The 24,025-nt window shown below is 67.6% G+C and carries 22 protein-coding genes and 1 pseudogene; 7 read left to right on the forward strand and 16 right to left on the reverse strand.

Going from position 1 to position 24,025, the window contains the following annotated elements; genetic code table 11:
* Positions 1–38: 38 nt before the first annotated feature.
* The 10 genes and pseudogenes from ABS45_RS03695 to gspG all read right to left on the reverse strand — a co-directional run bounded on the left by ABS45_RS03695 (position 39) and on the right by gspG (position 9,204).
* Entirely contained in the window at positions 39–1,427 is a 1,389-nt protein-coding gene (locus ABS45_RS03695) for an ATPase, T2SS/T4P/T4SS family (protein WP_291553094.1), read from the reverse strand.
* A 129-nt stretch (positions 1,428–1,556) separates the two neighbouring features.
* A pseudogene (gene gspD / locus ABS45_RS03700) lies at positions 1,557–3,761 on the reverse strand (type II secretion system secretin GspD); the annotation flags it as partial.
* A 3-nt stretch (positions 3,762–3,764) separates the two neighbouring features.
* A complete protein-coding gene (gspN, locus tag ABS45_RS03705; RefSeq protein ID WP_291553097.1) occupies positions 3,765–4,562 on the reverse strand; it encodes a type II secretion system protein N in 798 nt (265 codons plus the stop codon).
* Entirely contained in the window at positions 4,559–5,050 is a 492-nt protein-coding gene (gene gspM / locus ABS45_RS03710) for a type II secretion system protein GspM (protein ID WP_291553100.1), read from the reverse strand. The genes gspN and gspM overlap by 4 nt, the downstream gene beginning before the upstream one ends.
* A complete protein-coding gene (gene gspL / locus ABS45_RS03715; protein WP_291553102.1) occupies positions 5,047–6,270 on the reverse strand; it encodes a type II secretion system protein GspL in 1,224 nt (407 codons plus the stop codon). Before gspL ends, gspM begins: the two co-directional genes overlap by 4 nt.
* Positions 6,267–7,277, reverse strand: a complete 1,011-nt coding sequence (gene gspK / locus ABS45_RS03720; protein WP_291553105.1) for a type II secretion system minor pseudopilin GspK — start codon at positions 7,275–7,277, stop codon at positions 6,267–6,269. The genes gspL and gspK overlap by 4 nt, the downstream gene beginning before the upstream one ends.
* Positions 7,274–7,975 (reverse strand): prepilin-type N-terminal cleavage/methylation domain-containing protein, encoded by a 702-nt coding sequence (locus ABS45_RS03725; RefSeq protein WP_291553108.1) that lies wholly within the window; start codon positions 7,973–7,975, stop codon positions 7,274–7,276. Before ABS45_RS03725 ends, gspK begins: the two co-directional genes overlap by 4 nt.
* A complete protein-coding gene (gene gspI, locus ABS45_RS03730) occupies positions 7,975–8,334 on the reverse strand; it encodes a type II secretion system minor pseudopilin GspI (protein ID WP_291553110.1) in 360 nt (119 codons plus the stop codon). The genes ABS45_RS03725 and gspI overlap by 1 nt, the downstream gene beginning before the upstream one ends.
* Positions 8,334–8,789 (reverse strand): prepilin-type N-terminal cleavage/methylation domain-containing protein, encoded by a 456-nt coding sequence (locus ABS45_RS03735; protein WP_291553113.1) that lies wholly within the window; start codon positions 8,787–8,789, stop codon positions 8,334–8,336. Before ABS45_RS03735 ends, gspI begins: the two co-directional genes overlap by 1 nt.
* Complete coding sequence (gspG, locus tag ABS45_RS03740) at positions 8,764–9,204, reverse strand: type II secretion system major pseudopilin GspG (RefSeq protein ID WP_291553116.1); 441 nt, start codon at positions 9,202–9,204, stop codon at positions 8,764–8,766. The genes ABS45_RS03735 and gspG overlap by 26 nt, the downstream gene beginning before the upstream one ends.
* Before the next feature lie 51 nt (positions 9,205–9,255).
* On the opposite strand from gspG, the gene ABS45_RS03745 reads away from it, so the two are divergent.
* Positions 9,256–9,744 (forward strand): type II secretion system protein N, encoded by a 489-nt coding sequence (locus ABS45_RS03745; RefSeq protein ID WP_366246621.1) that lies wholly within the window; start codon positions 9,256–9,258, stop codon positions 9,742–9,744.
* Positions 9,745–9,826: 82 nt separating this feature from the next.
* On the opposite strand, the gene ilvA is transcribed toward ABS45_RS03745, so the two are convergent.
* A complete protein-coding gene (gene ilvA / locus ABS45_RS03750) occupies positions 9,827–11,392 on the reverse strand; it encodes a threonine ammonia-lyase, biosynthetic (protein WP_291553119.1) in 1,566 nt (521 codons plus the stop codon).
* A 105-nt stretch (positions 11,393–11,497) separates the two neighbouring features.
* Here ilvA and ABS45_RS03755 point away from each other — a divergent pair, with 105 nt between their 5' ends.
* The 4 genes from ABS45_RS03755 (at position 11,498) to pgi (ending at position 15,782) form a co-directional block, all read left to right on the forward strand.
* Positions 11,498–11,947, forward strand: a complete 450-nt coding sequence (locus ABS45_RS03755) for an OsmC family protein (RefSeq protein ID WP_291553191.1) — start codon at positions 11,498–11,500, stop codon at positions 11,945–11,947.
* 214 nt (positions 11,948–12,161) lie between these two features.
* Positions 12,162–13,127, forward strand: a complete 966-nt coding sequence (locus tag ABS45_RS03760) for a porin (RefSeq protein WP_291553124.1) — start codon at positions 12,162–12,164, stop codon at positions 13,125–13,127.
* A 112-nt stretch (positions 13,128–13,239) separates the two neighbouring features.
* Positions 13,240–14,184 (forward strand): transaldolase, encoded by a 945-nt coding sequence (gene tal / locus ABS45_RS03765; RefSeq protein ID WP_291553126.1) that lies wholly within the window; start codon positions 13,240–13,242, stop codon positions 14,182–14,184.
* On the forward strand, positions 14,184–15,782 hold the full coding sequence (gene pgi / locus ABS45_RS03770) for a glucose-6-phosphate isomerase (RefSeq protein ID WP_291553128.1): 1,599 nt from the start codon (positions 14,184–14,186) through the stop codon (positions 15,780–15,782). The genes tal and pgi overlap by 1 nt, the downstream gene beginning before the upstream one ends.
* A gap of 52 nt (positions 15,783–15,834) precedes the next feature.
* Here the strand turns inward: pgi and ABS45_RS03775 are convergent, their stop codons facing one another.
* The gene (locus ABS45_RS03775) at positions 15,835–17,907 is read right to left on the reverse strand and encodes a PQQ-dependent dehydrogenase, methanol/ethanol family (protein WP_291553130.1); all 2,073 of its coding nucleotides are present in this window, start codon (positions 17,905–17,907) and stop codon (positions 15,835–15,837) included.
* 141 nt (positions 17,908–18,048) lie between these two features.
* On the opposite strand from ABS45_RS03775, the gene ABS45_RS03780 reads away from it, so the two are divergent.
* The gene (locus ABS45_RS03780; protein ID WP_291553133.1) at positions 18,049–19,257 is read left to right on the forward strand and encodes a helix-turn-helix domain-containing protein; all 1,209 of its coding nucleotides are present in this window, start codon (positions 18,049–18,051) and stop codon (positions 19,255–19,257) included.
* Here the strand turns inward: ABS45_RS03780 and ABS45_RS03785 are convergent.
* Together ABS45_RS03785 and ABS45_RS03790 are read right to left on the reverse strand one after the other, a co-directional pair.
* Positions 19,242–20,075, reverse strand: coding sequence for a ScpA family protein (locus tag ABS45_RS03785; protein ID WP_291553136.1), 834 nt, complete (start codon positions 20,073–20,075; stop codon positions 19,242–19,244). The genes ABS45_RS03780 and ABS45_RS03785 overlap by 16 nt on opposite strands.
* A 43-nt stretch (positions 20,076–20,118) precedes the next feature.
* The gene (locus tag ABS45_RS03790) at positions 20,119–20,349 is read right to left on the reverse strand and encodes a DUF3460 family protein (protein ID WP_291553138.1); all 231 of its coding nucleotides are present in this window, start codon (positions 20,347–20,349) and stop codon (positions 20,119–20,121) included.
* Positions 20,350–20,390: 41 nt separating this feature from the next.
* Between ABS45_RS03790 and bamE the strand changes: the two genes are divergently transcribed.
* On the forward strand, positions 20,391–20,888 hold the full coding sequence (gene bamE, locus ABS45_RS03795) for an outer membrane protein assembly factor BamE (protein ID WP_291553141.1): 498 nt from the start codon (positions 20,391–20,393) through the stop codon (positions 20,886–20,888).
* A 242-nt stretch (positions 20,889–21,130) separates the two neighbouring features.
* Here bamE and ABS45_RS03800 read toward each other — a convergent pair whose 3' ends face one another.
* Positions 21,131–22,789 carry an acetolactate synthase large subunit gene (locus tag ABS45_RS03800; protein WP_291553143.1) on the reverse strand — a complete coding sequence of 553 codons (1,659 nt, stop codon included), beginning with the start codon at positions 22,787–22,789 and terminating at the stop codon, positions 21,131–21,133.
* A gap of 79 nt (positions 22,790–22,868) precedes the next feature.
* Positions 22,869–24,023 carry an L-lactate dehydrogenase gene (locus ABS45_RS03805; RefSeq protein ID WP_291553145.1) on the reverse strand — a complete coding sequence of 385 codons (1,155 nt, stop codon included), beginning with the start codon at positions 24,021–24,023 and terminating at the stop codon, positions 22,869–22,871.
* Between the last annotated feature and the right edge of the window lie 2 nt (positions 24,024–24,025).

Below are 24,025 nucleotides of genomic sequence, written 5' to 3' on the forward strand. Positions count from 1 at the left end.
GCGTGTCACCGTGCTTGACTTTCTTGGCAAAGACACGCTCAGTCGCGCGTCACGCGCAGCACTTCCTCGCGGCTGGTGATGCCTGCCGCGATCAGGCGTTCGGCGTCTTCGCGCATCAGCTGCATGCCCGCGGCTTGCGCCTGCGCACGGATGTCGGTCTCGGGGGCCTGGCGGTGGATCAGCGCGCGGATGGCATCATCGACGGTCAGCAGCTCGAACACGCCGGTGCGGCCCTGGTAGCCGGTCTGGCCGCAGGCGTCGCAGCCCGCGCCGTGGCAGGCGGTGCAGAGCTTGCGCACCAGGCGCTGCGCGAGGGCCCCCAAGAGCGATGAGGCCAGCAAGAATGGCTCCACGCCCATGTCCGTGAGGCGCGTGACGGCGCTCGCGGCGTCATTGGTGTGCAGCGTCGCGAGCACCAGGTGGCCGGTGAGACTGGCCTGAATCGCGATCTGCGCGGTTTCGAAGTCGCGGATTTCGCCGATCATGATCACGTCCGGGTCCTGGCGCAGGATGGCGCGCAGCGCCTTGGCGAAGGTGAGCTCGATGCGCGCGTTCACCTGCGTCTGACCGACGCCGGGCAGCTCGTACTCGATCGGATCTTCCACCGTCATGATGTTGCTGCGCGCGGCGTCCAGGCGCGAGAGCGCGGCGTACAGCGTGGTCGTCTTGCCCGAGCCGGTCGGGCCGGTCACCAGGAGGATGCCGTGCGGCTGCGTGATCAGGTGCTCGAACTGCGCCAGCACCGTGCCCTGCATGCCCACCGCCTCCAGGCTGAGTTTGCTCGCGCTTTTGTCGAGCAGCCGCAGCACCGCGCGCTCGCCGTGGGCGTTGGGCAGGGTGGAGACGCGCACGTCGATGGCGCGTGTGCCCAGCCGCAGGCTGATGCGGCCATCCTGCGGCAGGCGCTTTTCGGCGATGTCGAGGTCCGCCATGATCTTCAGGCGGCTGATGAGGGCGGCGTGCAGCGCGCGGTTGGGCTGCACCACCTCGCGCAGCTGGCCGTCGACGCGAAAGCGCACGCTGGAATGGCGCTCGTAGGGCTCGATGTGGATGTCGCTCGCGCCGTCGCGCGCCGCCTGCGTGAGCAGCGCGTTGAGCATGCGGATGATGGGCGCGTCGCCCGCGCTCTCCAGCAGGTCTTCGACGGCGGGCAGCTCCTGCATCATGCGCGAGAGATCGGCTTCTTCCTCGACCTCGCTGACCACGGTGGCGGCGCTCGATTCGCCCTGGGCGTAGGCGGCACTGATGCGCTGCGCCAGCTCGGCTGCAGGTGCCTGCTGCAGCAGCACCGACGGGTATTTGCGCAGCACCTCGGAGAGCGGCCCGGGCTGGGGCGCCGGGCCATGCCAGAGCAGCAACTGCCCGCCGTCTTCCTCCAGCAGCAGCTGGCTGGCGCGGGCAAAGGCGTAGGGCAGGGGGTAGCGCATGGCGGTGATGGGCTATTGCAGCGGCTGTGGCATGTTGCCCGACAGGGGTTGCTCCGGCGCGCTGCCGGGTGGGCGCGACACGTTGGGCGGCAGCGGAGCGGGTACCTCGCCCTTCTTGCCGCTTTCCGGCAGGGGGGGCAGCACCGGCGCATCGCTCACGCTGCGCAGCACGGCGCGCGGCTCGGGCTGGCTGGCCTGCTGCAGCGCGCGAATGGCATCGTAGCGGTCCTGCACCAGGGTCTCGCTGGTGGCGTTGTCGCGGATCACCACCGGGCGCAGGAACACCATCAGGTTGGACTTCTGGCGCGTGCGCGATTCGCTGCGAAACAGGTTGCCCACCACCGGCACGTCACCCAGCACCGGCACCTTGTCCTCGCCACGCGAATAACTGTCTTCCAGCAGGCCGCCGAGCACGATCACGCTGCCGTCGTCCACCAGCACGGTGGACTCGATCGCGCGCTTGTTGGTCGTGGGCCCGTAGGTGCTGGTCAAGGTCGATTTGTCGACATTGGAGACTTCCTGGTAGAGCGTGAGCTTGACGGTGCCGTTCTCGTTGATCTGCGGGCGCACGCGCAGCATCAGGCCCACATCCTTGCGGTCGACGGTGGTGAAGGGGTTGACCGAGCCGTTGGCGCCACCGGTGTTGGTGTATTGCCCCGTGGGGAAGGGCACGTTCTCGCCGACGATGATCTGCGCCTCTTCGTTGTCCAGCGTCAGCAGGTTGGGCGTGGAGAGCACGTTGGCGTCGCCCGTGTTTTCAAGGAAGTTGGCCAGCGCCCCGAGGTAGTAGCGGCCGTTGATGCGCGGCGCGATGGCGGCGTTGAAGCCTGAGCCCGGCATGTTCTGGGCGATGGTCTTGGGGTCGCCGCTGGCCGCTGCCAGCGCCAGGCTCAGGATGTTGGGCCCGGTGACGCTGGAATTCGTGCCCAGCAGCCCCAGCGTGCCGTTGCGCCCCAGCACGCTCTGCCACTGGATGCCGAATTCGGCTACCTTGTTGGCGCTCACTTCCACGATCAGGCTCTCGATCAACACCTGCGCGCGCCGACCGTCGAGTTTGTCGATCACCGCGCGGATCTGACGGAACAAAGGCTCGGGCGCGGTGATGATGAGCGAGTTGGTTGCCGGGTCGGCCTGGATGATGCCGCCGGTGGAGACCGATTCCTGCTGGCCGCCGCTGCTGGTGCCGGCCTGCACCCCGCTGCCCAGCCCGCCGGACATGGCGCTGCCGCCCGTGCCCAGGCCGTTGGCGGCCGCGCCCGTGGCGCCCAGCCCGCCGAGGGTGCGGCTGCTGCGCCCCGCGGTGCCCGCCGTGCTGCCCAGACCGGCGAGGGCGGAGCCGCCCTGGGCCTGGCCCTGGGCATCGACGGCCAGCGCCGCGCGCAGCGTGGTGGCCAGGCGCACCGCGTCGGCGTTCTTGAGGTAGACCACGTGGATGTTGCCGCTGGCGTTGCCGCCGGTGATGGCCGCCGGCTGGTCCAGTTGCGCCACGAGCGCGCGCACCTGCGCCAGGCGTGCCGGGTTGGCCGCGCGCACGATCAGCGCGTTGCTGCGCGGCTCGGCCAGCAGGGTGGTCTTGTACGAGATATCGGTCTGCGCCTGCGCGTTCGCCGGTGCGCCGGCGGTGGGCGTGCCGCCTTCGATCAGGCGCGCCACCAGCGGCGCCAGCTCGCCGGCGATGGCGTGGCGCAGCGGGATCACCTCGACATCGGTGGCGTGCGCCACATCCATCGCTGCGATGATGCGGCCGATGCGCCGCAGGTTGTCGGCGTAGTCGGTGATCACTAGCGAGTTGTTGCCCGGATTGGCGTTGATGGTGTTGTTGGGGCTGATGAGCGGGCGCAGCACCGGCACCAGGTTGTTGGCGCTCTCGAAATTGAGCTTGAAGATCTGCGTCACGATCTGTCCGCCCGCGGCCACGCCCTGGCCGCCGCCGGCGGAGACGGCGACGTTGTCGGTCTGCAGCTTGGCATCGGCCTCGGGTACCACCTTGTACAGGCCGGCGGCCTCCACCACGGTGTAGCCCTGCAGGCGCAGCGCCGCGAGGAACTGGTTGAACGCCACCTTGGGCGAGACCGGGTTTTCGGTCGAGAGCGTGAGCTGGCCCTTGACGCGCGGATCGACCACCACGTTGCGCCCGGTGATCGTGGCCATGGTGCGCGCCACTGCGTCGATGTCGGCACTGACGAAATTCAGCGTCACCGGCTCGCTCGCCTGCACGCTGGCCGCGGCCCGCTTGGAATTGGAATGATTTTGGGCATTAACGCTTGTTGCAACTGCGCAGACAGCTATCAACAAGAGAGTATTTGCGAGCAATCGGGCGGGCCTGAAAAACATGGGTCAACCAATCGTGATGACGGAGCGTGCGCCGCTGCGCCGCCCGATGATATTGAGCAGGTTGGCCAGCACCGCCTCGCTGCCCGGCGCGGCCGTCGCTTCGCCGGTGAAGCGCAGGCGCTGACCCACCCATTGTCCGCTGCCCGAGAGCTGCAGCGCGCCTTCCAGCGTGGCCAGTGCCAGATGGGTCGCGGCGCCGCCGGAGAGCGTGGCGCGGTAGCTGCCGATCGGGTGCAGGGTGGACAGGCGCGAGGACATGTTCAGCAGGTCCAGCTGTGCCTTGCCGGCCAGCTCCATGCGGCCCTGCGCCCAAGAGAGCGCCAGCCCGGTGGTTGCCAGTGCCAGTTGCCCCTGCAATTGCACCGTGTTCCACGGCGTGCCCAGCCCGGCGAGCAGTGCGGCAGGCCAGTGGCTCTGGCCATCGTGCACCTGCAGTTGCAGCGCGCCCAGGCCAAGGCGCGCATCGACGGCAATCGGCGTGCTGGTGCAGCAGTCGAATTGCAGCAGCGCGCGGGCGCCGTTCGGCGTGGGCCGCAACTGCCAGTGCATGCGCCCGGGCAGCGCAAGCGCATCGTGGCTGCCGCTGCCGCCGGTCACCTGCAACTGCGCCGAGCCGTTCCAGACCGTGCCCTGGGTGTCCGCCAGCCGCACCTGGCCCTGGCTGGCGCGCGCCAGGCCAGCCGCCAGCCAATCGGCCGGCGCCAGCAGCGCCAGCGCCGGCAGCAGCCCCAGCAGCAGGCCGATCAGCGCCCAGCGCCAGAGGCTGCGCGCGGCGACGGCGGTGGCGGGGTTGCGCATCATGGTGTCGGCAGCGCCAGCACGATGCTGCCGCTCCAGCGCACCGGCAAGGCGGTGCCGACGCGGCTCAACTGCACCTGCACCGGCGCTGCCTGACTGCTGGCGCGCACCTGCGCCAGCCAGGCGGCGACGGCGCTGGCGGGGGCGTCCGTCAGCGTGACGGTGGCGCGAGCACCCGCGATGGTGGTTTTTGCGCTGGCGCCAAAGGCGGCCTCGACGCTGCTGCGCAGCAGCGCTGGCGCGTCCGCACCCGGGTGGCGCGGCGCACCCTGCAGTTGCTCGGCCTGCGCCTGCAATTGCTGCATCTGCTGCCATTGGGCATTGGTCTGCGCATGGCGTGCGGGCGAGGCGCGCAGCGCCTTCAAGGGCGGCGCCAGCAGCAGCCACCACAGCAGCGCCAGGGCAACGAGGACCGCTGCCGCGTGCACCAGCGTGCGTTCGCGCGGCGCCAACCGGGCCCAGCGCGCCGCCAGAGCTGCGGGGGTCTTCATGGCGTGGCTCCTGCCGGTTGCAGTACCAGGGCGCCATCCTGCTGGCTGGCGCGCAGGCCGCGGGCGGCCAGTGGTGGTGCCAGCGCCGTGCGCTGCGCCTCGGTCAGCGTGAGCCCGCTCAGGCGCAGCGCGCCTTCGGCGTAGTCGATGCGCGTGGGTATCTGGTCGGCCGGCAGCGCGCTCGCGGCCGCGGCCAGCAGCGGCTCCAGGTCGCGCTCATCCAGGGCGCCGGTCTGCTGGCGCAGCAGCGCCACTTCCTTGCGCATCTGCACCGGTGCATCCACCACCAGCTTGACCTGCGGAAAAGCCTGCTGCAGCACGGCGCGCGCGGCCGCCTGCTGGCTCGCCAGGACGCGCGCATCCTGCCAGGCCCAGAGGTTGAGTGCCGCCACCTGCAGCAGCGCCAGCAGTCCCAGCGCCCAGCGTGCAGCGCGCCATTGCGGCGCCCGCCACAGCGCATTGATGCCCGTGCCTAGCCAGCGCAGCGCGCGCTGGCGGCCGTTGTTGACCAGATCGAACTGCGCCAGATCCCAGGGCCCGCTGGCAGCCGCGAGCAGCGCTTCATCCTGCGACAGCAGCGGCACGGCCTGGCCGAACAGGCGCTCGGCCAGCGCCGCCACGGCCGGCTCGGCGCGCACGCTGGCGCTGGGCGGCAGCAGCGCGGTCAGCCCGGGCGCGGGCAGTGGCAGCAGGGTGACGGCCTGCTCGGGGCCCATGCCGGCCAGTACGGCGCTGGCCTCTTCCGGCGTGCCGATGACGGTGCATTCCGGCTGCCCGCTGGCCGTCGGACCGGGCGCATGGGCGGGCACGATGCGATCCACGCGGTGGCCTGCGGCTTCCAGTGCGTGCAACGCGCCTTGCAGCCAGGCGCGATCGCAGACCGCGACCCAGAGCGGGACCCCGGCCACGGCCTCGGGTGGCAGCGCAAAGTGCAGCTGGGCCGGATCGTCCAGCAATTGTTCTTCCAGCAGGCCTTCGAGCACGGCGCGCAGGCGCTGGCGTTGCGCCAGCGCGCCCTGCGGCAGGGTCACGCGTTGCCAGGAGAGCTGGCGTGGCGGCACCACCGCCACGGTCTCGCCGGTGCGCCCCGGCTGGGGCAGCAGTGGCGCGCTGCAGCGCCCGCTGCGCGTGACTTGCCTGCCGTCGCTCGAGAGCACGTAGTGCAGCTCGGTGGCAGCGGTCAGTGCCTGGGTCGGCAGGGAAAGGGCAAGCGTACTCATGGCGGGGATGCGCGAGGCATTGTAGGTGGCGCATCGGCGTCGCCGGGTTGTTTTGTCGCGGCGGCAATCCAGCCGGCGCGATCGCGCCAGAGCGTGCGCGCGGCGCCGCGCTGCTTGAAGAGCAGCGAGCGCTCGCGCACCACGATGCTTCCCAGGCGCAGCTGGCCGCGCACCTCAAAGTAGCTTGAGCTCACATCGTGCAGGTCGGCGCGCAGTGCATTCGGCTTGGAAAGCCGACTGCCGGCATCGCTGAGCTTGGCGAAATAGTGCGCATCGCGTGCCTGCGTGAGCTGCTGCGCCTCGGCCAGCGAGAGGCCGTCCGCGCTGGCCCACAGCGCCACGGCGGTGGCGGTGTTGATGTTGAGCTTGGTGCGCACCGGCAGCAGCGTCGCATAGGGCGCCAGGCGGGCGATGACGGCCGGCGGCACGTCCCACCACGACAGCTCGTCCATGCTGCGTGGCAGCAGCGGCGCGTCGGTATCGGCGGGGCTGTCGGTGCGCGTGGCCTGCACCATGGCCTGCGCGAGCTGGTCCAGCAGCGCGGCATCCAGCCCCAGGTAGCCGAACAGCCGCGTGAACTGGCGCAGCGTCAGCGCATCCACGGCGTTGCCCTGCGCCAGGTTGCGCAGGTTCAGCCGCCCCTGCAGGTCGGTGATGGAGCCGGAGAGGAAGGCGTCGTCGGTGTCGGTGCTGGCATCCGCTGCCACGCCGTGGTCGGCGGCGAGAAAGGTGGACAGGCGCGCTTCCTCCAGCGGCACCGCCCAGGGTTCGGTCAGGTTGTCGGTGCCGTCGCCGCGCGCCAGCGAATCCTCGCGCAGGATGAGGCGCGACCAATCCAGCGCACCGATCAGTATCCATGCCGATTGCACGCGCGCGCGCTCGGCGGTTTCCACCTCCACCGCACGCCACTGCTGCCACAGCGCCGAGGCGGCGAAACTCGCCACCAGCGTGACCACCAGCATCGCCGCCAGCAGCGCAGCGCCGCGCTCGCGCCGGGGCTGCGTCATGACTTGTTGCCCCCCACGGTGGGGTTGACCCAATCGCGAGTGATCCGGCCCGAGAGCGTCCCGCCTGCGGGAAGATCCAGCTGCAGGCGCAGGCCTTCGGGCAGCGCGGCTGTGGCGCTGGTGCCTGCTGCGGGTGTGGGCGTCAACACGCCCGGCACCGCGCCGGTGGCGCCGGTGGAGAGCGCATTCGCCCAGGCGCCGTCGCGGTAGAAGAACAGCTGCCAGCCGGCCAGCGGCAGCAGCACGGTTTCGCTGCGGCGCGTGGCGGCGTCCGGCGTGCGCGCCCAGCTGGCCGCCTGCTGCCAGGCGGCGCTCCATTGTTCACGCGTCGCCACCGGCGCGGATTGCCAGCGCAGCCACTGGTCGCTGCCATCGACATCGCGCAGCGCCCAGGCAACGACGATCACCCCGGCATCGTCCGCCCGGCTGCTGCGCCGCGTGAGCCGCAGGGCCTGCCCGTCCCAGGCGATGGCGCTGGCGTGTTCCAGGGTTTGGACCGCATCCAGGTCGGCGCCCCACTGGTCCAGCACCGTCTGCAGCGTGGCGACCGCGTCGGCGTGCTCGCGCGTCTGGTGCTGGGCGCGCACCATGGCGTCCAGGCCGCGCCAGCTCACGAGCGCCAGCAGTGCCAGCACGGCGATGGCCACCAGCAGCTCCACCAGCGTGAAACCGCGACGGCGGTGTCGGCACTCCTGCATCAATAGCGCCCGACGATGGTGGAAAGGCGCAAAACCGGGATTTGACCATCAGTCACCCGGGCATCGACGCGGCGAAACTGCGGGTTCGGCGTTGGCGTCACCTGCAGCGTCACCTGGTATTCGCGCCCGGCCTGCACGCAGGGCCCGCTGCTGTCGCCCAGCGAAGGCATCTGGCGCGACAGGCGCATCGCCACCAGCGCGTTCTCGGCGCAGATATGGGCCAGCGTCACGTCGGTCTGCCGCGCGCTGCCGCGCGTGAGCGCCGAGATCGCCTGCGAGCCCGCCAGCAGCGCGATGGCGACGATGCCCAGCGCCACCAGCACCTCCACCAGCGTGAAACCGCGAGCACCAGTCTGCATCATTGCAGCGCCTGCGCCGTGAAGGGGCGCAGTCCGTCGGTCGCCACGCGCACCGCCTGACCCGGCAGCTCGGCATTGACGATCACCACCTGCTGTGCGCCGATGATGGGCTCGGGTCCCAGCCAGAGCACTGCGGCGCCGCGCACGCCGGTCTGCGGCGCCAGCCAGTGCGCTGGCAGGCCGGCGCCCGGCAGGCCGTCAAAGCGAAAGCCCGTGGCATCCGCCCGCCAGCGCACCAGGCTGCCCGAGGCGCGCGATTGCGCCCGTGCCGATTCCAGCAATGCCGCCAGGCGCTCGCCCTCGCGTTGCAGGCGATCGCGCCCGCTGTCTTGCAGCGCAAAGCCCACGCCCGCCGTGGCCAGCGCCATGATGGCCACCACCACCAGCAGCTCCAGCAGCGTGAAGCCGCCAGAGCGCTGACCGCGGGCGCTACTGCCAGCTGCCGATGTCCGCATCCTTGCCTTCGCCGCCGGGCTGGCCGTCCGCGCCCAGCGACATCACGTCCACTTCGCCCTTGATGCCCGGGTTCAGATACTGGTAGGCATGGCCCCAGGGGTCCGTCGGCAGCTTTTCCACATAGGGGCGCCAGTTGGGCGGGACGGGCGGGGTTGCCGGCTTGCTGACCAGCGCCTGCAAGCCCTGCTCCGCCGTCGGGTAGCGCAGATTGTCGAGTTTGTAGAGCTTGAGCGCCTGCATCAGGTTGGTCACGTCGGTGCGTGCAGCGGTGGAGCGGGCATCGTCTGCGCGGTCGAGCACATTGGGCACGATGAGGGCTGCCAGCACACCGATGATGACCAGCACCACCATCAACTCGATCAGGGTAAAGCCGGCGGCGCGGCGCAGACGGGCAAGGGCGGACGGCAGGGGCACGGGGAGGCTTTCTATGGCTACAGGGGCAAGCTGCTCAATGATAATGGCGCCATGCCCGCCATGCCCACCGCTGCCCGCCCCCGCTGGACCTTGCGCCTTGCGACCCTGGTGGTCTGGGCGCTGCTGGGCGTGAGCCTGGCCTGGTGGGGGCTCAAGCTGTCGCGCCCTGCAGGCGCGCCCCCGGTGCCGCTGGCCGCCGCTGCGCCGCTGGCGGTGGATGCTCAGGCGCTGGCACGGGTGCTGGGCGCGCAAGCCCCGGCCAGCACCGCTGCGGCGTCGGCACCCGCGCGTTTGGTGCTGCAAGGCGTGTTGGTCGGCACGCAGAACGGCGATGGCGCGGCGCTGATTGCGGTAGACGGCAAGCCTGCCAAGCCCTACCGCGTCGGTGCCGAGTTGCAGCCCGGGCTGATCGTGCAATCGTTGGGGCGGCGCGAGGTGCGCCTGGGCTCCACGCTGGATGGTCCGGTCACGATGACACTCGAATTGCCGCGTCCATCTCCCTCTCTTTCTCCCTCTCCTGCAGGGAGAGGGCGGGGGTGAGGGCCAGCGGCGCACCCGTGCCCTCCGCAGTTGTCAGGCGGCCCCTCTCCCAACCTCTCCCCAAAGGGGCGAGGAGCAAAGCTCAGTGCCCGTTGGCCTGCAGGAACAGCCGATACGCCGGGTTCATCGTCTCTTCGATATACGGATAGCCCAGCGCCTTCAGAAACGCATCAAACGCCGCGTTGTCCTGCGCAGGCACCTGCATGCCCACCAGAATGCGGCCATAGTCCGCGCCCTGGTTGCGGTAGTGGAAGAGGGAAATATTCCAGGTCGGCGCCATCAGGCTCAGGAATTTGAACAGCGCGCCGGGCCGCTCGGGGAAGGTGAAGCGCATCAGCCGCTCATCGCGCGCCAGGCTCGAATGCCCGCCGACGAGGTGGCGCAGGTGCTCCTTGGCCATTTCGTCGTGCGTCAGGTCGAGCGCGGCAAAGCCGTTTTTTTCGAACGATTTGGCGATCTTTTCCGATTCGCCCTTGCCGTGCGTCGAGAGGCCGACGAACACATGGGCGCGGCTTGAATCGCTGATGCGGTAATTGAACTCCGTCACGCTGCGCGGCCCGCCCGGCAGCGCGCCGACGATCTCGCAAAAACGTCGAAAGCTGCCGCGCTCCTCGGGAATGGTGACGGCAAACAGCGCCTCTTTTTCCTCGCCCACCTCGGCGCGTTCGGCGACAAAGCGCAGTCGGCCGAAATTCATGTTGGCGCCCGAGAGAATGGCGGCGTAGGTTTCGCCCTTCGGTTTATTCGTGGCCACGTACTGCTTGATCGCCGCCACACCCATCGCGCCGGCCGGCTCGACGATGCTGCGAGTGTCGATGAAGATGTCCTTGATCGCGGCGCAGACCGCGTCGGTATCCACGCGCACATAGTCATCCACCAGGTCGCTGGCGATGCGAAATGTCTCCTCGCCGACGATTTTCACCGCCGTGCCGTCGGAAAACAGCCCGACGTCGTCCAGGTGCACGCGCTGGCGTGCCTGCGCCGATTGCGCCATTGCGTCCGAGTCCAGCATCTGCACGCCAATGATCTTCACCTCGGGCCGTACCGCCTTGATGTAATTGGCCACGCCGGCAATCAGCCCGCCGCCGCCGATCGGCACGAAGACCGCATCCAGCCGGTTGCCACCGATCTGCTGCACCTGCTGCAGGATCTCCATCGCCACCGTGCCTTGCCCAGCGATCACCTCGGGGTCGTCAAACGGGTGGATGAAGGTCAGCCCCTGCTCGCGCTGCAGCCGCACCGCCTCGTCGTACGCGTCGGAATAGCTTTCCCCGGTCAGCACCACTTCGCCGCCCAGGTTCTTCACCGCGTCCACCTTCACCTGCGGCGTGGTGGTTGGCATCACGATCACCGCGCGGGTGTTCAGGCGCGCCGCGCTCAGCGCCACGCCCTGCGCATGGTTGCCGGCCGAGGCGCAGATCACGCCCTTGGCAATCTGCTCCGGGGTCAGCCCCGCCATCTTGTTGTAGGCGCCGCGCAGCTTGAAGCTGAACACCGCCTGCTGGTCCTCGCGCTTGAGCAGCACCTTGTTGTGCAGCCGTCGTGACAGCGCCTTGGCCGGCTGCAGCGCGGATTCGATCGCCACGTCGTACACCCGCGCCGTCAGGATCTTCTTGAGGTAGTCAGAGGGTGAAAGCGGCGCGGCCATGGGGGATGTTGCAGTGCAAAATACGGGGCCGCCATCATAGACCGCGCCGCGGATTCGCATCGTGTGCGAGACAATCGACCGATGGATTCACGAAAGGCACCCACCATGGAATGCACCGTCAGCTGGATCGGCGCCGCAGGCACGCGCTCGGGCATGGGTTTTGTTGCGGAGACCGGCAGCGGTCACGTCATCGCCATGGATGGCGCGCCCGACGACGCCCGGCCGGAGAACGGCGGGCGCAACCTCGCCCCGCGCCCGATGGAAACCGTGCTCGCGGGGGCCGGCGGCTGCACCGCCTACGACGTGGTGTTGATCCTCAAGCGCGGCCGCCACGATGTGCGCGGCTGCAGCGTGCACCTGTCGGCCGAGCGGGCAACCACCGACCCCAAGGTCTTCACCAGCATCCACATGCAGTTCAGCGTCACCGGCCGGGCACTGGCGCGCGACGCCGTCGAGCGTGCGATCGCGCTCAGCCACGAAAAGTACTGCTCGGCCATCGCCATGCTCTCGGCAACGGCGCGCGTGACCACCGGGTTCGACCTGATCGAGGCATGACGGTCCATAGCCGCAGCCGATCGTCGGCCTGTTGCCCAAGAACAACAAAAGACCGGTCTTCGCGGCGTTTGTCGGTGAATTGCTTTGCGTATCCGCCCGGTCTCTGTTGCAATACGTAGAACTTCCCCACCAGGAGGTTGGCCCGGCGAGGCAGCGCTCGCATGGACAAAGTCTTTCAGGCCGGAGCCTTCTATTTAACCTTGGAGTATTGGTAATGAAAAAATCTCTGATTGCCTTGGCAGTCTTGGGCGCCTCGGGTTTTGCGATGGCGCAATCGTCGGTGACTCTGTACGGTGTGGCTGATGGTGGTATCGGCAAGGCCCCCGGTGGAAAGACCGGTTTCGTCAGCTCCAACAGCTACACCAACAACGGCGCTTCGCGCGTTGGCCTGAAGGGTGTTGAGGACCTGGGTGGCGGCCTGAAGGCTGGTTTCAACTTTGAAACCGGCTTGTGGATGGGCACTGGCAATGCCTACGGTGTGCGCACTGGTAAGGATCTCACCGGTAATGACAAGCTCGTCAATCAGTTCTGGAACCGTAATGCAATGGTGTTCCTCGGCGGCAGCTGGGGTCAGTTCACGATGGGGCGTTATTACACCCCGTCTTTCTCCGCGCAAACGGGTTTCTGGGAGCTGACAGGCGCGGCCAACTACTCGGTCGTGCTCAACACCTATCTTATTGGTGGTGATAGCGTGTGGCAAGACAACCAATTCCGTTATGACGCCCCCAACTTCGGTGGTCTGTCCGGAAGCATTGCCTACACCACGAAGAATGACAACGCTGACTTGGCCACGGGCGTGACTCCCGGCTCCAAGTGGGCAGGTGCTGTGACCTATGCGAACGGTCCCCTGTCTGGCGCCCTGACCGTCAACAAGGTGCAAGGCCTGAAGACCGGCTGGAACTTGGGTGGCCGCTACAACATGGGTAACTTCATTGTTGCCGCGTCCTACAACGATGCCCGCAGCGTTCGCCGCGGTATTTCTATCGGCGGCACGGCGATCTTCGGCGCTGCTTCGGCCACTCTGGATATCACCCGTGATACCAAGAATGCAGCTGGCAAGCGCACCAACTTCGTGTTGGAAGGCAAGTACAGCCTGTCCAAGCGTACCTTTGCGTACGCTGACTACCTGCGTGTCGACCGCCGGAACAGCTACACCATTGGTGTTCGCCACAACTTCTGATGAAGCCGCTACCCTGTGGGTAGTGCCTGATTCAGCGAAAGCCGCCTTCGGGCGGCTTTTTTCATGAAGCAGCCCATGAAGCGGCTAGGCTATTGTGCAAGCGAGGTGAAATGTGAACCAATTGCAGGCGCTCAAAAGCATGACCACCGTGGTGGCGGATACGGGCGATTTCCATGAACTCGCGCGCTTTGCGCCGCAGGATGCGACGACCAATCCCTCGCTGATCCTCAAGGCCGTGCAGAAAAGCGACTATGCGCCTTTGCTGCAGGCCAACAAGGCGCGCTGGCATGAGCGCTCTCTGGATGAGCAGATGGACCGGCTGATCGTGCGCTTTGGCTGCGAGATCCTCTCGGTGATCCCGGGCCGCGTGTCCACCGAGGTCGATGCGCGCCTGTCGTTTGATACCGAGGCCATGGTCACGCGTGCGCAGCAGCTCATAGGGCTGTACGAAGCCGAAGGCATCCATATTGACCGCGTGCTGATCAAGCTCGCCAGTACCTGGGAGGGGATTGAAGCTGCGCGGCGGCTGGAAGCGCGGGGTATCCACACCAACATGACGCTGCTGTTCTCCTTTGCCCAGGCCATCGCCTGCGCACAGGCCAAGGTGCAGCTGATCTCACCGTTTGTCGGTCGCATCTACGACTGGTTCAAGAAGGCAGCCGGCAATCGCTGGGATGAAGCGGCGATGGCAGGGGGCAATGACCCGGGCGTGCAATCGGTCCGGCGCATCTTTGACTATTACAAGCATTTCGGCATTGCCACCGAGATCATGGGCGCGAGTTTTCGCAATGCCGGGCAGATCCGGGCGCTGGCGGGCTGCGATCTGCTGACGATCGCACCCGCTTTGATGCAGGAGCTGGCTGAGAACCAGCAGCCTTTGGCGCGTGCGCTGGATGCGCAAGCCGCACAGGCGGCACCTGTCGATTTTGTTCAATTCGATGAAGCCGGTTTTCGCTTTGCGCTCAATGAGGACGCGATGGCGACGGAAAAGCTCGCCGAAGGTATCCGCAGCTTCGCGGTGGATGCGCGCACGCTGGAAGCGCTGATGCAAGCCTGATGGTTGCCTGTGACCAAACCCCGGCCTGGGCTGCGCTGCAGCAGCATTGGGCGACTGACATCCAGTCGCTGGACCTGGGCGAAGCATTCGCCGAGGACGGCGGTCGGTTGGCAGCGCTGTCGCAGCAGGCGCCGTGGGTGTTCGCCGATCTCTCCAAGAACCTGATTCGCCCCGCGACCGAAGTGCTGCTGCGGCAATTGGCCGGTGAACGTGGTGTACCGGCGTGGCGCGATGCGATGTTTGCCGGTGAGTGCGTCAACACGACCGAAGACCGCGCGGCGATGCATTGGCTGCTGCGCACGCCGGCGGATGGGGGGCTGCTGGTGGCGTCCCCCATCGCGCAGCGCTGGAGCGCATCCGTGCGCGCGGCGCTGGCCGAGGTGCATGCCACGCTGGAGAGCATGCTGGCGCTGGCTGAACAGGTACGGCGGGATAGCGCGATCACCGACGTGGTGCATATCGGCATTGGCGGTTCGCACCTCGGGCCTGAGGTGGTGGTGCAGGCGCTGGAAGACTGGCATGACGCCGGCAAATGTCTGCATTTCGTCTCCAACGTCGATGGCCATGAGCTGGGCCATGTGCTGCGCCGCGTACGCGCCGAGAGCACGCTGTTCATCGTCGCCTCCAAGTCATTCGGCACGGCGGAGACCATGCTCAACGCGCATTCGGCGCGCACCTGGTTTCTGGCGCAGGGGGGCAGCACGGATGCGACGCAGCCGCTGTCGATTGCGCGGCATTTTGTCGCGCTGACCACCCAGGTGGACGCAGCAGCGCGTTTCGGCATCACGCGCACGCTGGGTTTCTGGGACTGGGTGGGCGGGCGCTATTCGCTCTGGTCGGCCATAGGGCTGCCGATCGCAATCGCCATCGGTGCAGAGCGTTTCAGGGCTTTGCTGCAGGGTGCGCATGCGATGGATGCTCACTTTTTGATGGCGCCCGACGCCGCCAATCTGCCGCTGCGCCTCGGATTGCTCGATGTCTGGTACCGCAACTTTGCGCACGCGCCCAGCCGCTGCATCGCGCCCTACAGCCACGGCTTGCGGCGCCTGACGGCCTATCTGCAGCAACTGGAGATGGAAAGCAACGGCAAGCAGGTGACGCGCGCGGGCGAGCCGCTCATGGTGCCGACGGCGCCCATCGTCTGGGGCGAGCCGGGCACCAACGGGCAGCATGCGTTCTTCCAGATGCTGCACCAGGGGCAGGAGTTGATTCCGGTGGAGTTTGTCGCGCTGCGCCATGGCGGCAAATACCTGGCGCAGCACCATGAAAGCCTGGTGGTCAACGCGATTGCGCAGGCACAGGCGCTGATGCTGGGGCGTGGCGGTGCTGCGCCCGAGCGGCGTTGCCCGGGCAACCGCCCGAGTACCTTTTTGCTGCTGGAGCAGCTCGAACCCGCCTCACTGGGCGCGCTGATTGCACTCTACGAACACCGGGTGTTCGTCTCGGGCGCGGTCTGGGGCGTGAACAGCTTTGACCAGTGGGGGGTGGAGCTGGGCAAGCAACTGGCGGGCGATCTGCAATCGCGTCAGGAGAGCAGCCAGTGGTGGGGCGTGGATGCGTCCACGCGCGGGCTGATGCAGCGCTTGCTTGGAGAATGAAAAAGGCCGCCGGGTGTGACGCCAGCGGCCAGTTCAGCGAGAGCCGCCGTGTTTACTTGGGCCGAACGGCGTCCGCCGTGCCCTGGATGAAGGCCTTGATGGCTTGCACGTCGTCGTTCGTGAGTTTGCCGGTGAAATCCGGCATGCCGCGCTCGAACGCCGGGCCCTTGAAAACGAACTTGTCCAGATTGGCGATTACGCTGGCGTCGCGGTAGCCCAGATTGGGGATGTTGCCGCCGCGGTCCACGCCCGGCACGCCGTGGCAGAACAGGCAGTTGCCCACATACAGCGCCGCGCCCGCGTCGACCTTCTTGGGGTCGTATTCCACGCCTTGCACCAGCTTGCCCTGCTGGTAAGCCACGAAGTCGGGCATCTTGGCCGTGCCGCCGACCGCGAAGGTGAACACCGTGCCCGGTCCCTGGTGCTCGGTTGCCCGGTTCATCAGGCCGTACACGCCACCCCAGCCGACGGCCACCGACACATACTGCTTGCCATCGAGCATGTAGGTCATGGGCGCGGCTACCACGCCGGTGCCAACCGGGCTTTCCCAGAGCTTGCTGCCGTCCTTGGCGTTGTAAGCCACCATGCGGCCGTCGGCCGTGCCCTGGAACACCAGGTTGCCCGCGGTGGTCAGCGTGCCGCCGTTCCAGGGCGAGACCTGCTCCACGCGCCAGGCTTCCTTTTGCTTGACCGGATCCCAGGCGATCAGGCGCCCGAAGGGTTTGCTCTCGGGGGCCGTGGGCGGGAAGATCTTGGCCAGATTCCAGCCCATGCCGGACATCGGAGCGCCCGGCTCGGCCTGGTTGAACTTCCATTGCTTGTTGTCCACCATCACCAACGGGATGTGCTGGGCCGGGAAATAGGCCAGCCCGGTCTGCGGGTTGTAGGACATCGGCATCCAGTTCTTGGCGCCAAACGGGCCTGGAATGGCGTCGTAGGGCTTGTCGCCTTCGCGCGCGGCGGGGATTTCAATCGGGCGGCCGTTCTTGTCGTAGCCGGTGGCCCAGTTCACCGGCACGAAGTTCTTGGCCGAAATGAATTTGCCGTTGGTGCGGTCGATCACGAAGAAGAAGCCGTTCTTGGGCGCGTGCAATATGACCTTGCGCTGCTTGCCGTCGATCTTCATGTCCGCCAGGATCATCGGCTGCGTGGAGGTGTAGTCCCAGTTGTCGCTCGGGGTCTCCTGGTAGTGCCACTTGTACTCGCCGGTATCCGGGTTGATGGCGACGATGGAGCCGATGTAGAGGTTGTCGCCGCCGGCGGGGCTGCGCTCCTTGGCGGACCAGGGCGAGGCGTTGCCGGTGCCGATGTACATCGTGTTCAGCTCGGGATCGAAGGCCATGGTGTCCCAGACCGTGGCGCCACCGCCATGTTCCCAGTACTTGCCGGCCGGGTCCCAGGTCTTGGCGGCGTCCGCCAGGGCCTTGCTCTCATAGGGCTTGGCGGGGTCGCCCGGCACGGTATAGAAACGCCACTTTTGCTCGCCGCTGTCGGCGTCGTAAGCGGTGATGTAGCCGCGCACGCCGTATTCGGCGCCCCCGTTGCCGATGATGACCTTGCCCTTGTACACACGCGGCGCGCCGGTGATGGTGTAGGAGCCCTTTTGGCCTTCAAAGGTATTCTTGGACCAGACTTCCTTGCCCGTGGCGGCATCGAGTGCGATCAAGCGGCCGTCGTAGGCGCCGACGAAAACCTTGCCCTTCCACAGCGCCACCCCGCGGTTGACCACGTCGCAGCAGCCCTTGAAACCTTCGGTGCCCTTGTTGACCTTGGGGTCGTAGGTCCACAGGCGCTCGCCGGTCTTGGCATTGATGGCGTGCACCACGCTCCATGCGGCGGAGACGTACATCACGCCGTCGACGACCAGTGGCGTGGCTTCGATGCCGCGCGTGCTCTCCAGGTTGTAGGACCAGACCAGGCCGAGGTCCTTGGCGTTTTGGGTGTTGACCTGAGTGAGCTTGCTGAAGCGCGTTTCGGCGTAGTCCAGGCCGATCGACGGCCATTGCTCGGTCTTGGCGGTGTTGGCCTGGATGGACGCGCCGTCAACGCCCTTGGCGGCCCAGCTGCTGCCCGCGGCCAGTGCCAACACTGCGGCCAGTGCCAGCGCGGAGGTGCGGATTCTCATGGGGTGTCTCCTCGGAAGGGTTGCAAATAAAGCTGCACCTAGCATCCCTGAAAACGCCGGAAGAACCGGCCTAGGACTAACCCTGATGCCACTTCTGTCCAAAACTGGAACACTGGTCCCATCAGGAGGACGATAAAGCGCATGTCTGTGAACTCATTGGGCACCACGGCCCCTGCACCGCATCAGGTTTTCGCGCCCACGCATGCCGAGCGGGTGCAGCGGGCGCGTACCGATTTTTTTGAACGGGGTCTGCGGCCTTCGGGTCTGATCAGCGAGGCGGTGATCCAGTCGTGGATGCGCTGCTTGCGGGTGTCTTCCAATCAGCGCCAGAAGGTGGCGTTCGAACCGGTGTCGGCCAGCCGCCAGCACGCTGCGCGCGAGCGCAGCCGCGGGCTGCTGGAGCTGGCGCAGCCGCCGCTGCAGACCCTGGAGCAGGCCTTGAGCGGTACCGGCGCCCATGTGCTGCTGACCAATGGCGACGGCGTGATGCTGTATGCCACGCCCGCGCCAACGGGCCCCAGAATGCTGATGCATGGCGTGGCGCGCGCTGGCGTGTGCGTGGCCGAAGCGCAGGTGGGCACGAATGCGCCGGGCATCGTGGTGGCGACTGGCCAGGCATGCACCGTGACGGGCTCTGAGCATTATTTTGAAGGCTTGCATGCGCTGCGCTGCGCCGCCGCGCCGATCCGCAATGCGCAGGGGGCGCTGGTGGGCGTGCTCGATGTGACGGTGGAGGACCAGGCCTTCGGTTTTGACCCGGCGGCCATGGTCGGGCTGTACGCGACGACGATCGAGAATGCCTTGCTGCGGGCGCAGGCGCGCGATCAGTTGGTGCTTCGTTTTCAGACGCATCCGTCGCTGCTGGGCTCGCCGCTGGAAGGGCTGGCCGGCATCGCGGCCGACGGCTCCCTGGTCTGGACTAACGAAGCGGGCGCGCGCTTGCTGGGCTGTGCGGCGCCGGTGAGCCAGCCGCTGTCGGCCCTGGAGCTGTTGGCAATCGATATGCGCGGCCTGCTGGGCATGGCGCATGCCGAAGCCGCCCGCCCGTTGCGCCTGGCCAGCGGCCTTGGCCTGTGGGTGCAGGCGCAGCTGTGCGATGGGGCGCTGGCGCTGGTAGGTTGGGAGCTGCCGGCGGCGCAGTTGGCGCTACCCGAGGTGCAGCCGGTGGTGCAGGATCACAGACCGGAGCAGCTGCCTGCAGCGACGCTGCGTGCGCACAGCCGGCAGCTGATACAGCAGACCTTGGCGGAGCAGGGCGGCAATGTGCAGCGCACGGCGCGCCTGCTGGGGATATCGCGCGGCACGCTGTACCGGCGCCTGCGCGAGCCTGAGGCTCAGGCCGGCGTGTAGGCCAGGCGCAGGTAGATCGGCGCGAAGGCCTCGGCCTGCGTGACTTCCACCAGCGCTTCCTTGGCCAGTTCGAGCAGCGCGACAAAGGTCACGACCAGCAAGGGCACGCCTTTTTCAGGAGTGAACAGCGCTTCGAACGTGGTGAAGCGCTGGCCTTGCAGGCGCTTGAGCACCTGGCTCATCACCTCGCGCACCGAGAGCTCCTCGCGCGTGATCTGGTGGCGCTGCACCAGCTTGGCGCGACGCAGGATGTCGGCCCAGGCCTCCTGCAGCTCGGCGATCGAGACCTCGGGAAAGCGCGGTTGCAGGCTTTGCTCGATGAACACCTGCGCCTTGAGGAAGTCGCGTCCGGACTGGGGCCATTCGCTGATCTGCTGCGCGGCGAGTTTGATCTTTTCGTATTCGAGCAGGCGGCGCACGAGTTCGGCGCGCGGGTCTTCGGGCTCCTGCCCGGGTTCGGGCGGGCGCACCGGCAGCAGCATGCGCGACTTGATCTCGATCAGCATGGCCGCCATCAAGAGGTATTCGGCCGCCAGCTCCAGATTGCGACTGCGGATTTCATCCACGTAGGCCAGGTACTGGCGCGTGACGCCGACCATGGGGATGTCGAGGATGTTGAAGTTCTGCTTGCGGATCAGGTAGAGCAGCAGATCGAGCGGCCCCTCGAAGGCTTCGAGGAAAATTTCCAGCGCGTCGGGCGGGATGTAGAGATCCTGCGGCAGCTTGAACAGCGGCTCGCCGTAGAGCCTGGCCAGCGCCACCTGATCCACCACGGCGGGCAGGGCAGCGGGCTCGGGTAACAGAGTTTCGCTATTCAATGAAGAGCTGCTCGCGCTTGCTGGTATTGCGCCAGAGCCGGATTTATGTGGGAATGGAGTCGTTGCCGTTCTGGTCGAACGAGTAATAGACGTAGGCCTTCTGGTGCACGCGGCCGGCGCGCAGGTCCTGCCAGAGCGTGCGGTCGACCTTCTTGTCCCAGAGCAGCTCCCTGCCGTCGAACTGGCGCTTTTCCAGGCCAGGCTTTTGCTCGCGCAACTGCTGTATGAATTGGGTGGTGTCGGACTGGTAGTCAGGGCGGCGAATAAGATACATGGCTCAACCTTTGTCAGCCACGGATTTTACCGGTACCACCCATGCATCCTCTGCTTCGCAAGGTTTCTGTCGTCGCCACTTGCCTGCTGGGCTTTGCTCTGGCGGGGTGCGACATGCAAAGCATCAGCGAGCTGCAGCCCGGCATCTCGACCGAGGCCGATGTGCGCGCACGCTTCGGTGAGCCGGCGCGCATCTGGCCCGAGGCGGATGGCGCCAGCACCTTTGAGTACAACCGCCAGCCCGAGGGCCATGTGAACTACATGATCACGATCGCCGCGGGCGGCACCATGACGGCGCTGACGCAGGTGCTCACGCCCGAGAATTTTGCCCGCGTGCAGCCGGGCATGGACCAGCAGGCGGTGCGCCGCCTGCTGGGGCAGCCGGCGCGCAAGGTGACCTACGACCCGAGCCGCGAAACCGATTGGGATTGGAAATGGCTCGACGGCCCGACGCGCGCGATGATCTTCACCGCCACCTTCGGCACCGATGGCAAGCTGCGGCGCGCGGGCAGTCGCGAGGATGTGCCGCAGGGCGGGTGATCCCAAAGCCGGCAGTTGACCGCTTGTGAACGTCTGCAAGTTCTTGTGAGCGTTGAATTTTGACACTTCAGCACAGTCCACCGCGAGGGTGACAGCGCTATGCACCCGCCAGCACCATGCTCGACACGCCATGCGGCGTTGTTCGTTCTGGCGCACAGGAGTGCGCTGCGTTCTCACGCCTTGCCTGGCATGCCGATCACGGCACTGGCAGGCGTATCCAACTACCGGATTTGGGATGATTTTCATGGCGCGATCTTGCGCTTGATCGCCTGCGCCACCGCGGGCGGCAGGTTGGGCAGCGCGCGCAGCATCCATGGCAGTACGCGGCGCTTGGCACCGGCGAGCGATTCAGGTACCAGTGCCTCGATCAGGTGCGGTCCCGGATGCGCCTGGGCGTATTCAAACGCCTGGCAGAAATCTTCCGCCGTGCTGGCGCGCACCGCATGCACGCCCATGCCCTGCGCCAGCTGGGCAAAGTTCAGCTGCGGGCCATGCAGATCGAGCTGGGCGCGCGCTTTGGGCCCGCCGCCGCCCGCGGCGCCGACCCGGTCCAGTTCGACGTTGAGCACCGAGTAGCTGGCGTTGTTGAAGATCACCGCCGTGACGTTGAGGTTCTCGCGCGCCATGCTCCACAGCGCCTGGATGGTGTACATCGCGGTGCCGTCGCCGATCAGCGCGACGACCGGGCGATCGGGGCAGGCGACGGCCGCGCCTACGGCATTGGGCAGGCCCTGGCCGATCGCGCCGCCGGTCAGCGTGATGAGATCGTGGCGCGGGCAGCCGGCGGTCATCACACCCAGCATCAGGCCGGAGGTGATGGCTTCGTCGATCAGGATGGCGTTCTCGGGCAGCAGGTGACCGATGGCCTTGCAGACCTTGGGCGCCGTGAGCCTGCCCGCCGGGCGCACCGGGCGCTGGGCCGGCTGCAGCAGCGCAGCGGTGCCGGCGGCATTGAGCACGGTCATCAGCTTTTGCAGACTGGCGGCGGCATCCTGCGCCGGGCTGGCAAGGGTGTGGACCTGGCAACCCTCGGGCACGAGGTCGCTCTTTTTGCCCGGGTAGGCAAAGAAGGATACGGGCGACTTGGCGTCGACCAGAACCAGGTGCTTGAAGGGCGCGAGCTGCACCCCTGCGAGTTCGGCCAGATAGGCGATGCGCTCCACGTTCGGCAGCCCGGCGCCGCGCTCCATGCGGGTCGGGAAGCATTCGGCGAGCAGCGCCGCGCCGCTCTGCGAGGCGATGCGCGCGGCGGGCATCAGGGAGGCCTCGCGCAAGGCGTGACCGCCCAGCAGCAGCGCCACCTTTTCGCCGGAGCGCAGGACGGCGGCGATGCGCTCTATGGTGGCGTCGTCGGCCGCCGCCGCTGCGGCGGCGGGCATGGGTGCCGCCGGCACGCCGCCCTCGCTCCAGGACACGTCGGCGGGCAGGATGAGCGTGGCCACCTGGCCCGGCAGCCCGCGCGCGGCGGTCAGCGCGTCCAGCGCATCCCTGGACAGATTCACCGTGGATTGCGAGGTGCGCACAAAAGCGGGTGAGACGTTGCGCGCCACGGTTTCTATGTCGGATTGCAGCTGCGCGTCGTACTTCACATGGCTGGTGGCGTGGTCGCCCACGATGTTCAGTACCGGCACCTTGCCCTTGCGCGCGTTGTGCAGGTTGGCCAGGCCGTTGCCCAGGCCGCAGCCCAAGTGCAGCAGCGTGGCCGCCGGCTTGCCCGCCATGCGCGCGTAGCCATCGGCGGCACCGGTAGCCACCCCCTCGAACAGCGCCAGCACGGCGCGCATGCGCGGCTCGCTGTCCAGCGCGGCGACAAAGTGCATCTCGCTCGTGCCGGGGTTGGTGAAGCAGACCTCAACGCCCGCGTCGGCGAGGGTCTTGAGCAGGGCTTGGGCGCCGTTCATGGGGGGGTTCCGTTGGATGGGTTCTATGCTATTGATAGCGTGTTGCTCTTGTCAAAAGTGCGCTGCAAGGTGTTTTGGCTTAAAAATTGCCGTCCAGGTGCGCCGCGTGGATGTCCTGCACACGCGTCACGCCCGTCAGCATCATCGTCACCTTGAGCTCCTGCCGCCAATGCGCCAGCAGCCGACCCACGCCCGCCTCGCCCTCGGCCGCCAGAGCCCAGACCCAGGGGCGGCCGATGAGCACGCCGCGGGCGCCCAGCGCCAGCGCCTTGAAGACATCCACGCCGCTGCGCACGCCGCCATCGATCAGCACCTCGGTCTGCTTGCCCACCGCCTGCGCGATGGCCGGCAGCATGCTGGCGGTGGCGGGTGCGCAGTCGAGCTGGCGCCCGCCGTGGTTGGAGACGACGATGCCGTCCGCACCCGCATCGACGGCGGCCTGCGCATCCTGGGTTGAAAGAATGCCCTTGATGAGCAGCCTGCCTTTCCACTGCCCGCGCAGCCAGGCGATGTCCTGCCAGGTCACGCTGGGGTCGAACTGCGCGTCGACCCAGCTGCGAAAGGCATTCAGGTCACGTGCGCCGGGCACTTGCGATGCCAGATTGCCAAAGGTCAGCGGCTTGCCCCCCAGCGCCACGCGCCGCAGCCAGCCCGGGCGCGCCAGCACCTGCAGCGCGCGAATCAGCCCCGGGCGCGCGCCGGTGGCCGTCACGCCGTGGCGCACGTCGCGCCAGCGCGGGCCGGTGACGGCCAGATCCACGGTGAACACCAGCGTGCGGCAGCCGCTCTGCCAGGCCTGCTGCAGCAGCGCCTGCACCGCGCCGCGATCACGCAGCATGTAGAGCTGGAACCAGAATGGCGATTGCGTTGCCGCAGCCACTTCCGACAGCGGGCAAACGCCGACGGTGGAGAGCGTGAAGGGCACGCCAAAGGCCTTGGCCGCGCGCGCCGCCTGCACCTCGCCGCGCGCGGCGGCCAGGCCCGCCAGGCCCACCGGAGCCAGCGCCAGCGGCAGCGCGCAGCTCTCGCCCGCGATGCTGGCCTGCGTGCTGGCGCCCTCCACATTCACCATCACGCGCTGGCGCAGTCGCAGATCGGCAAAGGCCTGCGCGTTGGCGGCCAGCGTGCGCTCCTCGCCCGCGCCGCCGTCGATGTAGTCAAAATAGAAATGCGGCAGGCGCTTGCGCGCGATGCGCCGCCAGTCGGCGACGGTAGCGGGGTAGGCCAGGCCCATGT

The organism is Comamonas sp. SCN 65-56 (assembly GCF_001724135.1).
Lineage (GTDB): Bacteria > Pseudomonadota > Gammaproteobacteria > Burkholderiales > Burkholderiaceae_C > Comamonas_C.

Excerpts from the sequence above, each read along its gene's own strand:
- ABS45_RS03695 (WP_291553094.1), bottom strand. The coding sequence starts at position 1,427 with ATGCGCTACCCCCTGCCCTACGCCTTTGCCCGCGCCAGCCAGCTGCTG.
- gspN (WP_291553097.1), bottom strand. The coding sequence starts at position 4,562 with ATGATGCGCAACCCCGCCACCGCCGTCGCCGCGCGCAGCCTCTGGCGC.
- gspM (WP_291553100.1), bottom strand. The coding sequence starts at position 5,050 with ATGAAGACCCCCGCAGCTCTGGCGGCGCGCTGGGCCCGGTTGGCGCCG.
- gspL (WP_291553102.1), bottom strand. The coding sequence starts at position 6,270 with ATGAGTACGCTTGCCCTTTCCCTGCCGACCCAGGCACTGACCGCTGCC.
- gspK (WP_291553105.1), bottom strand. The coding sequence starts at position 7,277 with ATGACGCAGCCCCGGCGCGAGCGCGGCGCTGCGCTGCTGGCGGCGATG.
- ABS45_RS03725 (WP_291553108.1), bottom strand. The coding sequence starts at position 7,975 with ATGCAGGAGTGCCGACACCGCCGTCGCGGTTTCACGCTGGTGGAGCTG.
- gspI (WP_291553110.1), bottom strand. The coding sequence starts at position 8,334 with ATGCAGACTGGTGCTCGCGGTTTCACGCTGGTGGAGGTGCTGGTGGCG.
- ABS45_RS03735 (WP_291553113.1), bottom strand. The coding sequence starts at position 8,789 with ATGCGGACATCGGCAGCTGGCAGTAGCGCCCGCGGTCAGCGCTCTGGC.
- ABS45_RS03745 (WP_366246621.1), top strand. The coding sequence starts at position 9,256 with ATGCCCGCCATGCCCACCGCTGCCCGCCCCCGCTGGACCTTGCGCCTT.
- ilvA (WP_291553119.1), bottom strand. The coding sequence starts at position 11,392 with ATGGCCGCGCCGCTTTCACCCTCTGACTACCTCAAGAAGATCCTGACG.
- ABS45_RS03755 (WP_291553191.1), top strand. The coding sequence starts at position 11,498 with ATGGAATGCACCGTCAGCTGGATCGGCGCCGCAGGCACGCGCTCGGGC.
- ABS45_RS03760 (WP_291553124.1), top strand. The coding sequence starts at position 12,162 with ATGAAAAAATCTCTGATTGCCTTGGCAGTCTTGGGCGCCTCGGGTTTT.
- pgi (WP_291553128.1), top strand. The coding sequence starts at position 14,184 with ATGGTTGCCTGTGACCAAACCCCGGCCTGGGCTGCGCTGCAGCAGCAT.
- ABS45_RS03775 (WP_291553130.1), bottom strand. The coding sequence starts at position 17,907 with ATGAGAATCCGCACCTCCGCGCTGGCACTGGCCGCAGTGTTGGCACTG.
- ABS45_RS03780 (WP_291553133.1), top strand. The coding sequence starts at position 18,049 with ATGTCTGTGAACTCATTGGGCACCACGGCCCCTGCACCGCATCAGGTT.
- ABS45_RS03790 (WP_291553138.1), bottom strand. The coding sequence starts at position 20,349 with ATGTATCTTATTCGCCGCCCTGACTACCAGTCCGACACCACCCAATTC.
- bamE (WP_291553141.1), top strand. The coding sequence starts at position 20,391 with ATGCATCCTCTGCTTCGCAAGGTTTCTGTCGTCGCCACTTGCCTGCTG.
- ABS45_RS03800 (WP_291553143.1), bottom strand. The coding sequence starts at position 22,789 with ATGAACGGCGCCCAAGCCCTGCTCAAGACCCTCGCCGACGCGGGCGTT.
- ABS45_RS03805 (WP_291553145.1), bottom strand. The coding sequence starts at position 24,023 with ATGGGCCTGGCCTACCCCGCTACCGTCGCCGACTGGCGGCGCATCGCG.